5 protein-coding genes are annotated in these 21,063 nt (G+C 66.1%); all 5 read left to right on the top strand.

Annotated elements, in window-relative coordinates:
* Positions 1-224: 224 nt before the first annotated feature.
* From AC15MQ_RS17530 to AC15MQ_RS17510, 5 genes are read left to right on the top strand one after another with little or no spacing between them, the layout of a single operon-like run.
* Entirely contained in the window at positions 225-15,239 is a 15,015-nt protein-coding gene (locus AC15MQ_RS17530) for an Ig-like domain-containing protein (protein ID WP_483080813.1), read from the top strand.
* A 38-nt stretch (positions 15,240-15,277) separates the two neighbouring features.
* Complete coding sequence (locus tag AC15MQ_RS17525; RefSeq protein WP_483080812.1) at positions 15,278-16,816, top strand: TolC family protein; 1,539 nt, start codon at positions 15,278-15,280, stop codon at positions 16,814-16,816.
* Entirely contained in the window at positions 16,809-17,600 is a 792-nt protein-coding gene (locus tag AC15MQ_RS17520; protein WP_287653534.1) for an efflux RND transporter periplasmic adaptor subunit, read from the top strand. Before AC15MQ_RS17525 ends, AC15MQ_RS17520 begins: the two co-directional genes overlap by 8 nt.
* 13 nt (positions 17,601-17,613) lie before the next feature.
* Entirely contained in the window at positions 17,614-18,963 is a 1,350-nt protein-coding gene (locus tag AC15MQ_RS17515) for an efflux RND transporter periplasmic adaptor subunit (protein ID WP_483080811.1), read from the top strand.
* A gap of 8 nt (positions 18,964-18,971) precedes the next feature.
* Complete coding sequence (locus tag AC15MQ_RS17510) at positions 18,972-21,062, top strand: site-2 protease family protein (RefSeq protein WP_483080810.1); 2,091 nt, start codon at positions 18,972-18,974, stop codon at positions 21,060-21,062.
* Position 21,063 lies beyond the last annotated feature (1 nt).

Below are 21,063 nucleotides of genomic sequence, written 5' to 3'. Positions count from 1 at the left end.
GTAGAATCGCACGTCCTGGCTCAAAGCAACGCCGTGCATTCAGACTGAGGATCCCCCCGCAACTTGACCTGACAGTGCGCGTTTGAATGATGCGCATGGGCTGTACTAGCGCCTTCTTGCCGCCAGGAAGAGTGGGCAACGGGAGCCTCGTGGTGGCCACCGGGACCGCTGGATACCCCCTCGTTGCAAACCTGTTTCCGTAGTTGACTTTCGAGGAAGACGCCGTGCGCAAAACGACCCCGCCCACCCGCCGCGCCCATCACTTCGCACCGCGCACGCAGGCCATCGCCCTCGAGCCCCGCATCCTGTTCGACGCGGCGCTACCCGCCGCGGCTGCCGAAGCGTATCGCCCCCCGGAGAACACCCAGCCAGCCGACGATGCGCCTGTTCCAGCGCACCCTGGCAACGATCGCTCGCCGTCACACCCGACGGAAAAGACCGCGGCGCCGCAGCAACTGCCAGAGGCGACGAAGGAAATCGCTTTCGTTGACCAGGCGATCAGCAACTGGCAGTCACTGGTGGCAGAAGTGCCGCCTGGACTGGAAATCGTTTACCTCGACCCGGCCAGCGCACCGCTGGCGCGGATCGCCAGCGAACTCGAACAGCGTGGCGGCGACTTCTCGGCCGTGCACCTGGTTTCGCACGGCGCTGCCGGGCGACTCAACCTCGCCGGCTGGCGGGTCGACGGCGCGCATCTGGGCACGGCGGTTGGCGAACTGGCGCGAATCGGCGCGCAGTTGACGAGCAACGCCGACCTGCTGCTTTATGGCTGCGAGGTCGCCGCCGACGAAAACGGACGTCAGTTCATGGCTGCCCTGGCAGCAGCGACCGGCGCCGACGTCGCGGCTTCGCTCGATGACACCGGCGCAGCGGGGCGGCGCGGCAACTGGGTTCTCGAAGCGGGGGTCGGGGTCATCGAGACCCATTCCCTGTCCTGGTCCGCATTCGGCGACCTGCTGACCACAGCACCGACCATCACCGACAGCGTCACCACCACACGCGCCACGCCCGAAGACACGGCCCTGACGCTAAACGGAATCAGTGTCGCCGATGCGGACAATCCAATATCGATGCAGGCAACGCTGGCGGTTACCGGCGGAACGCTGACTGTCGCCACCGGTTCCGGAGCCACGGTCAGCGGCGACCACAGCAGCAGCGTGACCATTGCCGGCACCGCCCTGCAGATCAACGCCGCCTTGAACGGCATGAGCTTTGCTCCGACGGCGAATCAGAACTCGGGCATTGCCGGTTACTCGCCGCAGATCGACATCAGCATCGACGACCTGGTAAACCACGATGGCCCGACCACGCTCAGCGTCACCAACTTCGGGGTCTCGGCGGTCAATGACCCGCCGGCGATCGGTGGCGGCACGGTACCGACGGTCCCCGAAGGGGGCTCGGTCACCATGGATGCGGCAAGCACGGTGGGTAACGGCTTCACCCAGACCCAACTCGGGCTGAGCGATGTCGATACCCGTGCGGAGCAGACAATCGTCAAGATCGCCGCGCTCCCGGGACACGGCGTGCTCAAGATCGGCGGCGTCGAACTGGCAGTCGGGGCAACGTTTTCGGTGGCGCAGATCCATGCGCTGACCTACACCCACGACGGGTCGCAGGTGCTGGCCCCAAGTAGCGATTCCTTCGGGATTACCGTGGACGACGGCGCCGGAGGCCTGATCGTCAATCAACCGGTGAGCGTCATGATCACGCCGGTCAACCAGGCACCCGTTGTCGGCGGCAGGATCACCGTGATTGAAGGCGAATCCGGCGTCCGACTGGACAACAACGGGCTCTTGCCCACCATCGGCACGGCGCGGGGCGCGATCACCGTCAGCGACCCCGAGGGCGAGGTGATCAGCACCTACCAGATCACCAGTTTGCCCAGCCATGGCACGCTGTCCTACGATGGCATTCCGATCATCTCCGCCAGCGTCGGCGTGCCGTTCTTCGTCAGCGACATCAGCAAACTGACCTACAGTCACGACGGCAGCGAGAGCGTGGCCGACGGTTTCGACATCAAGGTCGTCGACGGCGGTGGCGGCACCGCGACCCCGGCCAGCGCTTCGGGAACGGTCGACCTCGTCATTCATCCCAATGACGATGATCCGGTCCTCGCCACCGACGTCACCCAGATTCTAGGCAGCGCCGCGCTGACCATCACCCCGGCGATGCTGCGGGTCACCGATACGGACTCGGCGGATACTGCGCTGACCTACACGCTGACCAGCGTCCCCGACCCCTCGCTGGGTTATTTCACTCTCAACGGGCTGACGCTGACCCCCGGCACCAGTTTCACGCAGGCCAATATCGACAACGGCGACCTGGTTTACTTCAGCCGATCGACTACGGCCAGAACCGACAGCATCAATTTCACGGTCAAGGACGGTGGCCAGCGGATCTATCCCACCCTGCGCGATGGCGGCATCTATGATCCGGGGACGGACACCCTGACCGTCAACAGTTTCAACATCACCATTCCCGTTTCCGCACCACCCGAAACCGGTGACGGGCCGTCGCCACCGTCCAACCTGCCGGTAAACCAGGTGCCCGTCGTCGACGGAAGCAATAGTGCGAGCCTGCTCGAGAGCGGCAACGAGACGCTCACCCCGGTGATGCTGCACGCCACGGATCCCGACAACATCCCCGCCGAACTGGTGTATCGCCTGGCTTCTCTGCCGACCAGCGGGTCGCTGAAGCTGAACGGCACGTCGCTGTCCGTCGGCCAGTCCTTTACGCAGCAGGATGTCATCGACGGCCGGGTCGGCTTCACCCATGCCGGTGGCGAGGATTTCGTCGACGAGTTCAGCTATTCGGTTTCGGACGGCGACAAGACGAGCAACCCGCTCCAATCCTTCCATTTCACCATCACGCCGCAGAACGATACCCCACAGGCGACCACAAGCGGCCAACTGGTCGTGGAAGGCGGCAGCTTTTCCGTCACCGATACGCACATCCATCTGGCAGACGCAGACAACTCGGTTTCAGACCTGCTTCCGGAAACCGGCCATGCGATCGATAACCTCCTCAGCTTCCGCATCACCGGCAATGTCGCGCACGGCAGCCTGACGCTGGATAGCGTGCTGGTGACCCTCAACGTTACGGTGGTCAGCGCGGCGCAGCTTGCGGCGGGAGAACTTCAGTACACTCACAACGGCAGCGAAAGTTTCACCGACTCCTTCAAGCTGGTACCGATCGACGATCAGGGCATCGCCATCGCTACCGCAACCAACCAGTTGAGCACCGGCGCGGAAGTGACCATGCCGATCACCATCTCTCCGGTGAACGACGCACCCACCTATTTCTCGAAGTCGCAACCGATCAGCGGCGAGGCCGGCGCGATCCAGGAGGGAGCGACGGTAACGATTGCCGGTGCAACGAGCTATGTGACGATTGGCGGCGTCACGGGTTCGGGTGTACCAACGCCGGCAACCGGGGCGCATCTGGTATTTGGCGACAACGACAACTCATCGATACAACGCCAGTATCGGGTCATGGCTGCGCCGGTCCACGGCCAGTTGCTGCGTGGCGGCGCGCTGCTCGGCGTTGGTTCGGCGTTCACCCAGGCCGACCTCGACAGCGGCGCGATCACCTACAAACACGGCGGCACGGAAACGTCGACCGACTCGTTCAGCTATCTGGTCAGCGACGGCGACTGGCGGGTCAGCGACACCGACGTCTATCCGCAGCAGCCCCCCCCTGCAGCCGTGCCTTCCATTTACCTCATCGAGATCACCCCACGCAACGATGTGCCCACCCTGAGCGCACCGGCCAGCCTCGATGCCTTTGCCACAGGCGCGTCCACCACCGCGATCACTGGCGTGACGTTGGCCGACGTCGACCTGGCGGACGGCATCAGCGCCGGCGAAGCGGATTTCGTCCGCGTCGAAGTGCAGGTGCTTGACAACGCCGACTCGCCGGTCGCTGCCGCACAACTGAACTACGCTGCTGCCGACCCGGTGGGGGCCAATGCCTTCTTTTCCGGCAAGACCAGCAATTCACTGATCGTGCAGGGTAGCAAGGCCCAGGTCGACGCCGTCCTGGCTTCGCTGACCGTCGCCTTTGGTGGCGACGCCGACGTGAGCAATTACAAGATCCGCGTCACGGCCGACGATCGCTCGCGTGACAATACCGGCACGCTGACCATCGGCGCCAACGGCGGCCCGGCTCCGCTCAACGCCGACGGCAGCGCCATGGATGCGACCAACAATCGCGTCAGCAAGGATATCGCACTGCGGGCATCCAACTTCAACGATCCGCCGACGATTGACAATGCCAGCGCCTACGCGGTGAACGAGGATGCGCAGCTGACGCTTGCCGGTTTTGCCCTGTCCGACGCCGACAGTTTCGACCAGGATGTCACGGTAACCGTCGAGCTCTACAGCGACGCCGGACACACGACGCTGGCCAATGCCGGCACGCAAGGGCGACTGATCCTCGGCGCGACCAGCGGGCTGACCGCGGCCACCGGCGACGGCAGCAACACGATCACGCTGACCGGATCGCTGGCCGAAGTGCAGGTGGCGTTGAACGATCTCAAGTTCGCCGGAGCGGCGAACTACAACGATCCGGGCGTTGGCAACGGCAATCTCTACCTGCGCACGACGATCGCCGATTTCACGCACGCAGACGGCCAGAAGACCGCAGTGGTCGATAACACCATCACCCTGGTGCCGGTCAACGACCAGCCGACGCTGAACGTCCCGACCGATCAAACACTGAGCAGCGGCGTCAGCCTCTCGATCAACAGCGGGTTTGCCGTAGGTGACGCAGTCGACATCGCTCAGGGCGCCACCGATGACGTTGAGGTGACGGTTGCCTCGACACTGATCGGAGCAGCCTACGGCACGATCTCGTTTGTTCCCCAGGGTGGCGCGACGCTGACCGGCAACGGCACCGCGACGGTGGTGGTGAGGGGTTCGACTGCCGATGTGCAGGCGACGCTCAACCAGATGACCTACACCCCCGCCGACCCCAACCTCGACGCTACGGTGCTGGTCAGCGTCACTGTCAATGACCTTGACAACGGTGCCGAAGGCGTCGGCGTGACCGGCAACAACACGCGCAGCGGCAGCTTCAACATCCACTCCTCCAACGTCAATGAAGCGCCCGTGCTGACGGTGCCGCCCACGCTGACGGTCAATGAGGACAGCAGCAACAATGCCGTGGCCGGAATCTCTTTCATTGACAGCGACGATTTTGGTCTCGTCGAAAAGATTACCCTCGATCTGGGCGGCTCACCCAAGGGCACGATCAGCCTCGCCAGCATTGCCGGCCTGAGCTTCAGTACCGGTGACGGCACCACCGACACGAAGATGGTCTTCACCGGTACCAAGGCCGCCATCAACGCCGCCCTTTCGACCCTGCGTTTCACCCCAACCGCCAATATCAACACTGTTGGTGGTGGCAACGAGCAGGTATTGACCGTCACCGTCGATGACCAGGGCAATACCGGCACCGGCGGCGCGAAATCCGATAGCGAGACGGTCCTGATCACCATCAGTCCGGTCAACGACGCGCCGAGGCGCACGGCAGCGACGACGACGCTGACAGCCGTGCTGGAGGATACGGCCAATCCGCCGGGGAATACGGTCAGCAGCCTGTTCACCCCGGTTTTTTCCGACACCACCGACACCCAGACGGGCGGCTCGACCGCCAACGGCCTCGCCGGTGTGGCAATCGTCACCAATGCCGCCACGCCGGCACAAGGCAAGTGGCAGTACGACAGCGGCGGCGGCTGGACTGACCTGCCGACACTATCGCTCACCTCGTCTTTCCTGCTCAAAACGACCGACGCGCTACGTTTTCTGCCGACCGCCAACTGGAACGGCACGCCGGGACAGCTCAGCGTGCGTCTGATTGACGATTCCGCCGGCGGCGTCACTTCTGGCAGCAGGCCGAACCTCACCGGCGGGGCAACCGGCGGCACGACGGTCTACGCGAACCTGGCCAATGCCGTCGGCCTGAGCACCGCCGTCACGGCCGTCAACGACGCCCCCGTGGCGAGCGGAACAGCAACTCTGGCGGCGGTCGACGAAGACACCGGCAACCCGCCGGGCACCGCCGTTTCGGCACTGATCACCGGCGCAAACTACTCCGATGCCACCGATACCGTCGCCGCTGGTTCTTCGGCGACGGCGCTGGGTGGCATGGCCATCGTCGGAAATGCCGTGAATCCAGCGACGCAAGGCGCCTGGGAGTACTCGACCGATGGCGGCGGCAGCTGGACTGTGGTTCCCGCCGGCCTGGCCGATGGTAGTGCGCTGATCCTGCCGACCACGGCGCAACTGCGCTTCGTGCCGGTTGCCGAATACCACGGCACACCGGGCAGCCTCTCGGTTCGTCTGGCGGATTCGCCGCAGGTGCTGAACGCCTCGGCGGACATCACGGCGCAGTTGGGCGGCACCAACACCTGGTCGGCAGCGACCATTCCGATCACCACCGTCGTCCGTCCGGTCAACGACGTGCCGACCATTTCCGATGCCGGCAGCACCCGGGACTACCTCGAGAATGCCGCGGCGGTGACGCTGGAACCCTTGCTCAGCCTGGCCGACATAGACGACACTCAGCTCGACCGCGCCGTCATCTCGATCAGCGCTGGTTTCGTCGCTGGCGACCGGCTCAACTTCAGCGACCAACCCGGGATCAGCGGCACATTCACCCCTGGCACCGGAATTCTGACGCTCACCGGCACCGCGAGCCGCGACGACTACCGGACCGCGCTACGATCGATCGGCTTCGACTCGAGCTCGGACAATCCCGGAGCCGGGACGAGGACGATTTCGTGGTCCGTGCGCGACGTCAATTCCGAGGCCGCCGCCAACGGTCAGCAGACCTCGCTCGTCGCGACCACGACCGTCAACGTCACACCGGTCAACGACGCCCCCGGCTTCAGCGGTCTCGACGCGACCTCGCTCAATCCCTACACCGAGAATGGCGCAGCGATCCAGATCGACAACAACGTCCAGTTGACCGACCCCGAGCTCGATGGCGCCAACTGGGACCGAGCCACCCTGACCCTGCAGCGGTTAGGCGGTGCAAACGCCGAAGATCTGTTCTCCGGCACCGGAGCACTGACCCTCGCCGGAGGCGGCCTGGTCATCCTCTCGGGAACCACCGTCGGCACCTTTACCCAGGCGGCAGGCACGCTCGCCATCACCTTCAATGTCGCCGCCACGCCCGCCACCGCGGATGCGGTGATCCGTGCCCTGGGATACAGCAACACCAGCGAAGACCCGCCCGCTTCGGTAACCCTCGCCTATACAGTCAATGACCGGAATTCCAACATTACCGGCGGCGGAACCGACGGCGGCGGCCGCGACCAGGGCAACGGCGGACAACTCGCCGGCAGCGGCAGCATCGTCGTCAACATCAACCCGGTCAATGACCTGCCGGTCAACACCTTGCCCCTGGCCCAGAGCACGCTCGAGGACACGCCCCTCGTGATCACCGGGCTCGCGGTCGCCGACGTCGACAACGCCAGTCTCTCGACCACCCTGAGCCTGCCGGCGGGCAGCGGCACGCTGACCGTCACGGGCGGCAGCGGCGCCACGGTCACCGGCGACGGCAGCGGCACGGTAACGATCGCCGGCACGACGGCACAGATCAACGCGGCCCTGGCTTCGCTCACGTACACCCCGACCGCCGACTTCAATACCGGCGCCGGCAGTCTCGACCTCACGATCGCCACCACCGACGGCGTGCTGACCGACACCGATACGCTGGCCATCGCCGTCACCCCGGTCGCGGACATCGTGGCCGACACCGTCATCACCGACGAAGACACCCCGATCAGTTTCAACGCGATCACCGGCAGTCACGGGGCGAGTGCCGACAACTTCGAGAACGCCGGTCGCGTCGTCAGCGCGGTGACCCAGGGCGCCCACGGCAGCGTCGCTTTCGCTGCCGACGGCACGCTCACCTACACCCCGGACGCCGACTACCACGGCCCTGACAGCTTCACCTACACGGTCACTTCCGGTGGCGTCGAGGAAACCACCACCGTCGACGTGACCGTCAACCCGGTCAATGACCTGCCGGTCAACACCTTGCCCCTGGCCCAGAGCACGCTCGAGGACACGCCCCTCGTGATCACCGGGCTCGCGGTCGCCGACGTCGACAACGCCAGTCTCTCGACCACCCTGAGCCTGCCGGCGGGCAGCGGCACGCTGACCGTCACGGGCGGCAGCGGCGCCACGGTCACCGGCGACGGCAGCGGCACGGTAACGATCGCCGGCACGACGGCACAGATCAACGCGGCCCTGGCTTCGGTCACGTACACCCCGACCGCCGACTTCAATACCGGCGCCGGCAGTCTCGACCTCACGATCGCCACCACCGACGGCGTGCTGACCGACACCGATACGCTGGCCATCGCCGTCACCCCGGTCGCGGACATCGTGGCCGACACCGTCATCACCGACGAAGACACCCCGATCAGTTTCAACGCGATCACCGGCAGTCACGGGGCGAGTGCCGACAACTTCGAGAACGCCGGCCGCGTCGTCAGCGCGGTGACCCAGGGCGCCCACGGCAGCGTCGCTTTCGCTGCCGACGGCACGCTCACCTACACCCCGGACGCCGACTACCACGGCTCCGACAGCTTCACCTACACGGTCACTTCCGGTGGCGTCGAGGAAACCACCACCGTCGACGTGACCGTCAACCCGGTCAATGACCTGCCGGTCAACACCTTGCCCCTGGCCCAGAGCACGCTCGAGGACACGCCCCTCGTGATCACCGGGCTCGCGGTCGCCGACGTCGACAACGCCAGTCTCTCGACCACCCTGAGCCTGCCGGCGGGCAGCGGCACGCTGACCGTCACGGGCGGCAGCGGCGCCACGGTCACCGGCGACGGCAGCGGCACGGTAACGATCGCCGGCACGACGGCACAGATCAACGCGGCCCTGGCTTCGCTCACGTACACCCCGACCGCCGACTTCAATACCGGCGCCGGCAGTCTCGACCTCACGATCGCCACCACCGACGGCGTGCTGACCGACACCGATACGCTGGCCATCGCCGTCACCCCGGTCGCGGACATCGTGGCCGACACCGTCATCACCGACGAAGACACCCCGATCAGTTTCAACGCGATCACCGGCAGTCACGGCGCCAGCGCCGACAACTTCGAGAACGCCGGCCGCGTCGTCAGCGCGGTGACCCAGGGCGCCCACGGCAGCGTCGCTTTCGCTGCCGACGGCACGCTCACCTACACCCCGGACGCCGACTACCACGGCTCCGACAGCTTCACCTACACGGTCACTTCCGGTGGCGTCGAGGAAACCACCACCGTCGACGTGACCGTCAACCCGGTCAATGACCTGCCGGTCAACACCTTGCCCCTGGCCCAGAGCACGCTCGAGGACACGCCCCTCGTGATCACCGGGCTCGCGGTCGCCGACGTCGACAACGCCAGTCTCTCGACCACCCTGAGCCTGCCGGCGGGCAGCGGCACGCTGACCGTCACGGGCGGCAGCGGCGCCACGGTCACCGGCGACGGCAGCGGCACGGTAACGATCGCCGGCACGACGGCACAGATCAACGCGGCCCTGGCTTCGCTCACGTACACCCCGACCGCCGACTTCAATACCGGCGCCGGCAGTCTCGACCTCACGATCGCCACCACCGACGGCGTGCTGACCGACACCGATACGCTGGCCATCGCCGTCACCCCGGTCGCGGACATCGTGGCCGACACCGTCATCACCGACGAAGACACCCCGATCAGTTTCAACGCGATCACCGGCAGTCACGGGGCGAGTGCCGACAACTTCGAGAACGCCGGCCGCGTCGTCAGCGCGGTGACCCAGGGCGCCCACGGCAGCGTCGCTTTCGCTGCCGACGGCACGCTCACCTACACCCCGGACGCCGACTACCACGGCTCCGACAGCTTCACCTACACGGTCACTTCCGGTGGCGTCGAGGAAACCACCACCGTCGACGTGACCGTCAACCCGGTCAATGACCTGCCGGTCAACACCTTGCCCCTGGCCCAGAGCACGCTCGAGGACACGCCCCTCGTGATCACCGGGCTCGCGGTCGCCGACGTCGACAACGCCAGTCTCTCGACCACCCTGAGCCTGCCGGCGGGCAGCGGCACGCTGACCGTCACGGGCGGCAGCGGCGCCACGGTCACCGGCGACGGCAGCGGCACGGTAACGATCGCCGGCACGACGGCACAGATCAACGCGGCCCTGGCTTCGCTCACGTACACCCCGACCGCCGACTTCAATACCGGCGCCGGCAGTCTCGACCTCACGATCGCCACCACCGACGGCGTGCTGACCGACACCGATACGCTGGCCATCGCCGTCACCCCGGTCGCGGACATCGTGGCCGACACCGTCATCACCGACGAAGACACCCCGATCAGTTTCAACGCGATCACCGGCAGTCACGGGGCGAGTGCCGACAACTTCGAGAACGCCGGCCGCGTCGTCAGCGCGGTGACCCAGGGCGCCCACGGCAGCGTCGCTTTCGCTGCCGACGGCACGCTCACCTACACCCCGGACGCCGACTACCACGGCTCCGACAGCTTCACCTACACGGTCACTTCCGGTGGCGTCGAGGAAACCACCACCGTCGACGTGACCGTCAACCCCATCGACGACCTGCCGGTCGCCGTCGACGACACCTTCCTCACCGACGAAGACAGCGCGCTGACCGGACAGACCCTGGCCCCCAACGACACCCCCTCGGGGGATGGCGGCAACACCTGGGCGCTCGCCACCGGACCCAGCCACGGCACCGTCGTGGTCAACGCCGACGGCAGCTTCACCTACACCCCGGACGCCGACTACCACGGCCCCGACAGCTTCACCTACACCCTGACCGATGCCGATGGCGATGTCTCCACCGCCACCGCCCTCCTGACCGTCAACCCCATCGACGACCTGCCGGTCGCCGTCGACGACACCTTCCTCACCGACGAAGACAGCGCGCTGACCGGACAGACCCTGGCCCCCAACGACACCCCCTCGGGGGATGGCGGCAACACCTGGGCGCTCGCCACCGGACCCAGCCACGGCACCGTCGTGGTCAACGCCGACGGCAGCTTCACCTACACCCCGGACGCCGACTACCACGGCCCCGACAGCTTCACCTACACCCTGACCGATGCCGATGGCGATGTCTCCACCGCCACCGCCCTCCTGACCGTCAACCCCATCGACGACCTGCCGGTCGCCGTCGACGACACCTTCCTCACCGACGAAGACAGCGCGCTGACCGGACAGACCCTGGCCCCCAACGACACCCCCTCGGGGGATGGCGGCAACACCTGGGCGCTCGCCACCGGACCCAGCCACGGCAGCGTCGTGGTCAACGCCGACGGCAGCTTCACCTACACCCCGGACGCCGACTACCACGGCCCCGACAGCTTCACCTACACCCTGACCGATGCCGATGGCGATGTCTCCACCGCCACCGCCCTCCTGACCGTCAACCCCATCGACGACCTGCCGGTCGCCGTCGACGACACCTTCCTCACCAACGAAGACAGCGCGCTGACCGGACAGACCCTGGCCCCCAACGACACCCCCTCGGGGGATGGCGGCAACACCTGGGCGCTCGCCACCGGACCCAGCCACGGCACCGTCGTGGTCAACGCCGACGGCAGCTTCACCTACACCCCGGACGCCGACTACCACGGCCCCGACAGCTTCACCTACACCCTGACCGATGCCGATGGCGATGTCTCCACCGCCACCGCCCTCCTGACCGTCAACCCCATCGACGACCTGCCGGTCGCCGTCGACGACACCTTCCTCACCGACGAAGACAGCGCGCTGACCGGACAGACCCTGGCCCCCAACGACACCCCCTCGGGGGATGGCGGCAACACCTGGGCGCTCGCCACCGGACCCAGCCACGGCACCGTCGTGGTCAACGCCGACGGCAGCTTCACCTACACCCCGGACGCCGACTACCACGGCCCCGACAGCTTCACCTACACCCTGACCGATGCCGATGGCGATGTCTCCACCGCCACCGCCCTCCTGACCGTCAACCCCATCGACGACCTGCCGGTCGCCGTCGACGACACCTTCCTCACCGACGAAGACAGCGCGCTGACCGGACAGACCCTGGCCCCCAACGACACCCCCTCGGGGGATGGCGGCAACACCTGGGCGCTCGCCACCGGACCCAGCCACGGCACCGTCGTGGTCAACGCCGACGGCAGCTTCACCTACACCCCGGACGCCGACTACCACGGCCCCGACAGCTTCACCTACACCCTGACCGATGCCGATGGCGATGTCTCCACCGCCACCGCCCTCCTGACCGTCAACCCCATCGACGACCTGCCGGTCGCCGTCGACGACACCTTCCTCACCGACGAAGACAGCGCGCTGACCGGACAGACCCTGGCCCCCAACGACACCCCCTCGGGGGATGGCGGCAACACCTGGGCGCTCGCCACCGGACCCAGCCACGGCAGCGTCGTGGTCAACGCCGACGGCAGCTTCACCTACACCCCGGACGCCGACTACCACGGCCCCGACAGCTTCACCTACACCCTGACCGATGCCGATGGCGATGTCTCCACCGCCACCGCCCTCCTGACCGTCAACCCCATCGACGACCTGCCGGTCGCCGTCGACGACACCTTCCTCACCGACGAAGACAGCGCGCTGACCGGACAGACCCTGGCCCCCAACGACACCCCCTCGGGGGATGGCGGCAACACCTGGGCGCTCGCCACCGGACCCAGCCACGGCACCGTCGTGGTCAACGCCGACGGCAGCTTCACCTACACCCCGGACGCCGACTACCACGGCCCCGACAGCTTCACCTACACCCTGACCGATGCCGATGGCGATGTCTCCACCGCCACCGCCCTCCTGACCGTCAACCCCATCGACGACCTGCCGGTCGCCGTCGACGACACCTTCCTCACCGACGAAGACAGCGCGCTGACCGGACAGACCCTGGCCCCCAACGACACCCCCTCGGGGGATGGCGGCAACACCTGGGCGCTCGCCACCGGACCCAGCCACGGCAGCGTCGTGGTCAACGCCGACGGCAGCTTCACCTACACCCCGGACGCCGACTACCACGGCCCCGACAGCTTCACCTACACCCTGACCGATGCCGATGGCGATGTCTCCACCGCCACCGCCCTCCTGACCGTCAACCCCATCGACGACCTGCCGGTCGCCGTCGACGACACCTTCCTCACCGACGAAGACAGCGCGCTGACCGGACAGACCCTGGCCCCCAACGACACCCCCTCGGGGGATGGCGGCAACACCTGGGCGCTCGCCACCGGACCCAGCCACGGCAGCGTCGTGGTCAACGCCGACGGCAGCTTCACCTACACCCCGGACGCCGACTACCACGGCCCCGACAGCTTCACCTACACCCTGACCGATGCCGATGGCGATGTCTCCACCGCCACCGCCCTCCTGACCGTCAACCCCATCGACGACCTGCCGGTCGCCGTCGACGACACCTTCCTCACCGACGAAGACAGCGCGCTGACCGGACAGACCCTGGCCCCCAACGACACCCCCTCGGGGGATGGCGGCAACACCTGGGCACTCGCCACCGGACCCAGCCACGGCAGCGTCGTGGTCAACGCCGACGGCAGCTTCACCTACACCCCGGACGCCGACTACCACGGCCCCGACAGCTTCACCTACACCCTGACCGATGCCGATGGCGATGTCTCCACCGCCACCGCCCTCCTGACCGTCAACCCCATCGACGACCTGCCGGTCGCCGTCGACGACACCTTCCTCACCGACGAAGACAGCGCGCTGACCGGACAGACCCTGGCCCCCAACGACACCCCCTCGGGGGATGGCGGCAACACCTGGGCGCTCGCCACCGGACCCAGCCACGGCACCGTCGTGGTCAACGCCGACGGCAGCTTCACCTACACCCCGGACGCCGACTACCACGGCCCCGACAGCTTCACCTACACCCTGACCGATGCCGATGGCGATGTCTCCACCGCCACCGCCCTCCTGACCGTCAACCCCATCGACGACCTGCCGGTCGCCGTCGACGACACCTTCCTCACCGACGAAGACAGCGCGCTGACCGGACAGACCCTGGCCCCCAACGACACCCCCTCGGGGGATGGCGGCAACACCTGGGCACTCGCCACCGGACCCAGCCACGGCAGCGTCGTGGTCAACGCCGACGGCAGCTTCACCTACACCCCGGACGCCGACTACCACGGCCCCGACAGCTTCACCTACACCCTGACCGATGCCGATGGCGATGTCTCCACCGCCACCGCCCTCCTGACCGTCAACCCCATCGACGACCTGCCGGTCGCCGTCGACGACACCTTCCTCACCGACGAAGACAGCGCGCTGACCGGACAGACCCTGGCCCCCAACGACACCCCCTCGGGGGATGGCGGCAACACCTGGGCGCTCGCCACCGGACCCAGCCACGGCACCGTCGTGGTCAACGCCGACGGCAGCTTCACCTACACCCCGGACGCCGACTACCACGGCCCCGACAGCTTCACCTACACCCTGACCGATGCCGATGGCGATGTCTCCACCGCGACGATAACCATCACGGTCACGGCAGCCGAATTGACGGGTCTGCCACCCGACTTCAACCAACCCGAGTCGCTGCTTGCCGGGATCAGGCTCGGTCCGTTGGCCTTCCAGCCAGGAACCCGCGTGAATGACTCCATGCGCCAACCGATTCCGTTCCAGCCCGCGGCCTTTGTCACCAGTGCCGTCGAGGCGTCGCAACTTGAACGAGCCTTCAACGATCCGGAAGGCAACGGGACCGACATCGCTGCCGTCAGCCCCTACGAGACCCGACTGACTTCAGAAACCCGGGAACTGGGTTTCGTCCCGGCAGTCTTCGTCCAGAGTTCGGTGCGTCAGAGCCAGGCCGACGCGCACTTTCTCGACTTGCGGGTCAGTGGCCGCCAGGGTGTGGTCAAGCTCAGCAGCGACGAGCGCCTGCCCAGTTTCTCGCTGTTCCAGGCTCCGCCACTTGGCCAGACGATCGAGGAAATCCGCGAGGAGCGCGAGGAGCGCGAGCAACGCGACCGGCGGAGCAGCGGTGACGAGCGTATCGCAGCCATCCGCGAACAGGCAGCCCCAGCCATCGCTTTGACCGTCGCATCACCAGTTGCCGCCGGGGTTATCGGCCGGACGGTGGCGACCCGCGCTTTCTCGGAACAACTGCGCGACGCCAGCGCCCGGCTGCGTCCTCTCGCAGACATTCGTTCCCTGCAACACCTGCACAAGTCCAGCACCTGAGTTTGCAACCCGACCCTGCCACTTCATTCGGAGCCCTGATGAACCCTCACCGCTTGACCCGGATCGCCACCTTGCTGGCGGCCTCGCTGCTCACCGCCAGTTGCGGCACCATCGACCCGACCGCTTTCACACGCCACGAAATCGAGGAGCGCGTTGTACAGGACGAGAAGGCGATGTACGCCGACCAGGAGCCCATTACCTCTCCGATCACTTTCCAGGAAGCTGCCGCGCGCGCGCTCAAGTACAACCTGGACTATCGCCTGAAGTTGATGGAGAACTCGCTGAGCAAAAACCTCTACGATGTCTCGAAGTACGAGATGCTGCCCCGTCTGGTTGCCGGCGCCGGTTACATCTCTCGCAACAACGATTCCGGCGGTACTTCGGTGAGCATCGAGACCGGTGAGCAAACGCTCAGTCCCTCGACTTCGCAGCAGCGCCACCAGACGCTGGCCAATCTCTCGCTCTCCTGGAACCTGCTCGACTTCGGCGTTTCCTACTATCGCGCGCAGCAGAAGGCCGACCAGGTGCTGATGGCCGACGAACGGCGTCGCAAAGTGGTTCAGAACGTCCTCCAGGATGTGCGCAACTCGTACTGGCGGGCGCTCGGAGCACAACGGCTGCTGCATCAGGTGGACGGTCTGCTTGGACGCGTTCGCACAGCTCTGCAGACGGCACGCAGGGTCGAGCGCGAGGGCCTGATGCCGCGCGCCCAGGTGCTTGCCTACCAGCGTGCGCTGCTCGACGCAGTCAACCTGCTCTCCTTGCGGCGCCAGGATCTGGAGCTCGCCAAGGCCGAGTTGGCGGCACTGATGTCGGTTCCCCCCGGCGTCAATATCGTCCTTGCCGACGATACGAAAATCGAACCCTTGCCACTGCCGCCGGGCAATGTCACCGCCCTGGAATCGCTGGCCCTGCGGCAACGACCCGAGATCATGGAAGAGTGGTATCGCAAGCGCGTCACCGAAAACGACATCAAGGCAGCCAAGTTGCTCGTCTGGCCGAATGTCTCCTTCGATATCAGCGGCGTGCATGATTCGAACATCTATCTCTACAATCAGGCCTGGATCGATACCGGACTGCGGGTTTCGTGGAACATCATGAAGCTCGCCCAGTTGCCGGCACTCGAGCGCGCACAGGAAAGCCAGAACAAGACCGACGACATGCGCCGCATGGCCCTGTCGATGGCGGTACTGACCCAGGTACGCGTCGGCGTTCAGCGTTACGCCCTGTCACGTGCCGAGTTCAATGTCGCCGAAGAGAGCCTGCGCGTCGACGAAGAGCTTTTGCGCTACGCTCAGGCGGCTGCCAGAACCACCTTCGACTCCGACCTCGAAGTGATCCGGGCCGAGGCACGGGCGCTCCTTTCGCGTTACCAGCACCACGCCACCTACTCGAATGCTCAAGCCGCCTGGGGGCGTGTCTACAACTCCGTCGGTCTCGACGTCATGCCCGAAGCAATTGAAAGCCACGACATCAAGGCGCTGGCGGCAGCCATCGACGCCACCCTCAGGCAATGGGAGAAAAACGTACTGACCGGCCCGGCCTTCGACCTCAAGGAAAGTGCCAAGAGTGGATAAATCGCTGCTCCTCCTGCTGATCACGCTGGCCGTCGGCACGACTCAGGCACAGACCGCCAACATACCGCCGGCAACGACCGCCACAACCAGGGCAACTCCCGCGCGCGCGGCAAGCACCGACCCTGACGCCATCCGCATTGTTCTGACCCCTGAACTCGAAACGACATTGGTTGCCCAGATGCCCGGACGCATCGAAACCATTGCCGCCACGCTGGGCTCTCACGTCAGCAAGGGGCGGCCTGTCCTGCAGATGGACTGCGCAGAGGCCGACGCCCGCCGCAAGATGGCCGATGCCGAGCTTGCCGCGGCCGTGGAAACACTTGACACCAAACGCAAGCTCAAGGAGATGGATGCCGCTGGCGACATGGAACTCAAGCTCGCCAGGGCCACCGCCGACAAGGCACGCGGTGCGGTCGCGCTGGCCCGCTCGCAGACCGCCTACTGCATCGTTTCGGCCCCCTTCAGCGGCCGCGTTGCCAAACTGTACGTCAAGCCTTACCAGGGGGTCAGCGCCGGTGCTCCACTGATGGATTTGGTGAGTAACGGACCGCTCAAACTGCGCCTCAACATTCCCTCGACCTACCTGCGCCAGATCAGGGAGGGCAGCCCGTTCGAGGTTGCCGTCCTGGAAACCGGAAAAACCTACCCGGCCAAGGTGACGGCGATCAATTCGCGTGTCGACGCGGTGTCGCAGACTGTCGAAATCGAGGGTCGCCTGCAGGGCACGCCGGCCGAACTCCTGCCGGGAATGAGTGGTGTCGCCCGTTTCCCCGGGACACCCTGAGTCACACCAGACAATGACCAACGACGTTGCCCTCTACGGCGCGATCGCTGCGCTCGAAGAACGAGCCCGTGCGGTCGCAACGGCGTCGGAATTGATGGTGGTCATCGCCAATGACGTCTACCCGCTGCTGCATTTCCGCCAGGCGCTGGTTTTCGCCCAGCCACGACAGGCATGGGAGCTGGCTGCGGTTTCCGGTCTCGCCCGACCGACTGAAGATTCGCCGTATCTCGTGTGGCTCCGGAGAATGGCCACCTGGCTGCAAGGCACTTTGTCCTCAGAAGTCAGTGGCCAAGGCGCCATGCGCTGGCTGACTGCCGACGCGCTCCCTGCCGAACGCGATGATCTGCGTGACGGCTGGCAGGAGTGGTGGTCGGCCGTGCTCTGGCATGTGCCGTTGTACCGGCAGTCCGGGTCGCCTCTCGGCCATCTCTGCTTTCTTGTCGACGAACCGCCCGCGGCAGCGCTCGTTCCGCATCTGCTGCGCCTGTTCGCCAGTTACGCGCACCACTGGGATCTGCTGACCCGCAACGACCGGCGCTGGCGACCGAACATCAGCCGTCGGCAGAAGCGCATTGGCCTGATCGCCGCAGCAGTTCTCTGTCTGCTGCCGGTGCGCCAGACCGCGCTGGGTCCAGCGGAGGTGATTTCGCTGGACGCCATCACCGTCGCCTCACCGCTCGAAGGCGTCATCAAGACCTTCCATGTCCGTCCCAACCAGGCGGTTGTCACCGGCCAGGCGCTATTCTCGCTCGATGACACGACCCTCGCCAGCCGCCTGGAAGTTGCCCAGCGTTCGGTCCTGGTGGCCGATGCCGAGTTGCTCTCGGCCACACAAAAGGCCTTCGACAATGCCCAGAGCAAGAGCGAGATCACCTTGCTCAACGGGCGCGCACAGGAAAAGCGCGCCGAGTTGGCGGCGATCACCAACCAGTTGGCGCGTATCGACGTTCTCGCGGTGCGCGACGGCGTTGCCGTCTTCGGCGACATCAATGACTGGATCGGCAAACCGGTGGTCACCGGCGAGCGCATCATGCAGATCGCCGATCCGGCTCACCTCGGGGTCTTGGTGCACCTGCCAGTAGCCGATGCCATCGCCCTCGAGGAGGGGGCACCGGTCAAACTCTTCCTGACCACGCAACCCCTGTCGCCACTCGCCGGGGAGATCTTCCAGACCAGCTACCAAGCCACTCTTTCCGACGAAGGAATCCCCAGCTACCGGCTGCGAGGACGCTTCAGCAGCCCGCCGAGCGACGTCCGCATCGGGCTGCGCGGCACGGCCAAGGTCTCGGGCGGCTGGGTGGTACTCGGCTACCACCTGATCCGTCGCCCGCTCGCGGCGCTGCGCGAGCGCCTGGGCGTCTGAACGAGGGCATGCGAAGCGAAACACCCAGCGCACTGCGCGAAGATCTGCGGCTGCACGAAGCTGCTGCCGAGGCCGACGGTTCACCCGCCTGGGTGATCGAGGATCCGGTGGTCAACCGCTTCTACCGCATCGGTTGGCTGGAGTTCGAATGCCTGTTGCGCTGGGGCGCGCCATTACCGCAAGTGGCCGCGGCGATCGCGCACGACACGCCGCTGCAGCCGGACACCGGCCAGCTTAAGGCCTTCGAGCACTTTCTCGCGCAACACTCCCTGCTCCGTCCCGATGGCGACCGGCTCGCACAATTGCTGAGTCAGGCCCGTCAGCCCGGCTCCTGGCGACGCTGGCAGTGGTGGCTGCACCACTACCTGTTCTTCCGCATCCCGTTGATTCGCCCGCAGTTCGCCCTGCAACGCCTGGCCAGAACGCTCGCGCCACTGTTTCGACCGTGGGCGGCGTGGGCCACGCTGGCGGCGATCGTCACCGGGCTGCTGCTGGTTGCGCGCCACTGGGAGTTGTTTGTCAGCACCCTGGTCGAGTCGGTCTCCGCACCAGGACTGCTCGCCTTCCTGCTCGCCCTGACCTGCGCCAAGGCACTCCACGAACTCGCCCATGCGCTGGTTGCGACGCGCTTCGGCGTCCGTGTGGCGCACATGGGGATCGCTTTCGTCGTGCTCTGGCCAATGCTCTACACCGATACCGGCGAGTCGTGGAAACTGCGCAAGCGCAGCCAGCGCCTCGCCGTGGCCGCCGCCGGCATCACCGCCGAACTGGCTCTGGCGGGCCTGGCCACGCTGCTCTGGAGCCTGGCCGAGCCAGGACCGTTACGCAGCGCGGCCTTCTATCTCGCAACCACCAGTTGGACCCTCTCCCTGGCGCTCAACGCCAGCCCGTTCATGCGCTTCGACGGGTATTTCATCCTCTCCGACCTGCTCGACCTGCCGAACCTTCACGAACGTTCCGGCGCACTCGCCCGCGCCGCCCTGCGGCGCACCCTCTTCGGCTGGAACGAACCCGACCCGGAGTATTTCCCGCCCTGGCAGCGCCGTGCCCTGGTTGGCTTCGCCCTGGCCACCTGGGTGTACCGGCTGGCGATATTTCTCGCCATCGCCCTGCTGGTCTATTTCTTTTTTTTCAAGCTGCTCGGCATCCTGCTCCTGGTCGTCGAGATTACCTGGTTCATCGCCCGACCGGTGTGGTCAGAGGCGCGCGTGTGGCGCGTTCGCTGGTTGGAAACGCCGCGTCCCCGACAGCGCCTCTGGCAGGCAGCCTTCCTCGTGCTTGTCATACTCGTCGTCTTCCCGTGGCGCCGTGACGTCCACGGCCCGGGCCTGCTCCATCCCTTGCGACAGCAACGCGTCTTCGCGCCCTTCCCGGCACAGGTCGCTTTCGTTCGCGACGCCGGTGCGGTCCGCGCCGGCGAGGAACTGGTTCGACTCGACAGCCCGGATCTGCACGATCAGGAGCACCAGACGCGCGGCAACATCGCCGCGCTGGGCGCCCGTCTGAGCGGCATCGAAGCTGTCGAGGGCGGCCTCGCGCAGCGCAACACCACCCGCGAGCGCCTCGGTGAACAAGTTGCCCGGGGCCAGTCGGTGAATGAGGAACTCGACCGTCTGCGTATCCGCGCCGAGTTTGGCGGCCACTGGCTCGATGTCGACCCGCTGGCCGGTACGGGCAGTTGGGCGGGAACACAAAAGCCGATCGGCATTCTGATCGATCCGGCGACGTGGGTGGTGGACACCTACGTTGGCCAGGCCGAGATCGAACGTCTTGAGGTCGGGGCGAACTGTCGCTTTTTCCCCGAACACCAGAACACGGCCCTGATCGGAGAGATCGTCGAGATCGACAAGGCACGCAGCCAGCGTCTGCCGCATGCCATGCTCACCACGCGTCAGGGCGGAGCCATCGCGACCGTCAGCGGTGGTCACGAGTTGCAACCCGTCGAATCCCTCTACCGGGTGAGCATTCTCCTCCACGAACCACCTCAGAACTGGCGCGAGGTCCGCGGCAGCGTCGCGATGACCGGCAAGGGCCAGAGCCTGGCTTACAGTTTCCTGATCAGAACCTTCTCCCTGCTCATCCAGGAAAGCGGCTTCTGAA

It is taken from the genome of Candidatus Accumulibacter propinquus, assembly GCF_056856495.1.
Note: the sequence above shows the minus strand (reverse complement) of the source record. Positions and strands in the feature narration are given on the sequence as shown.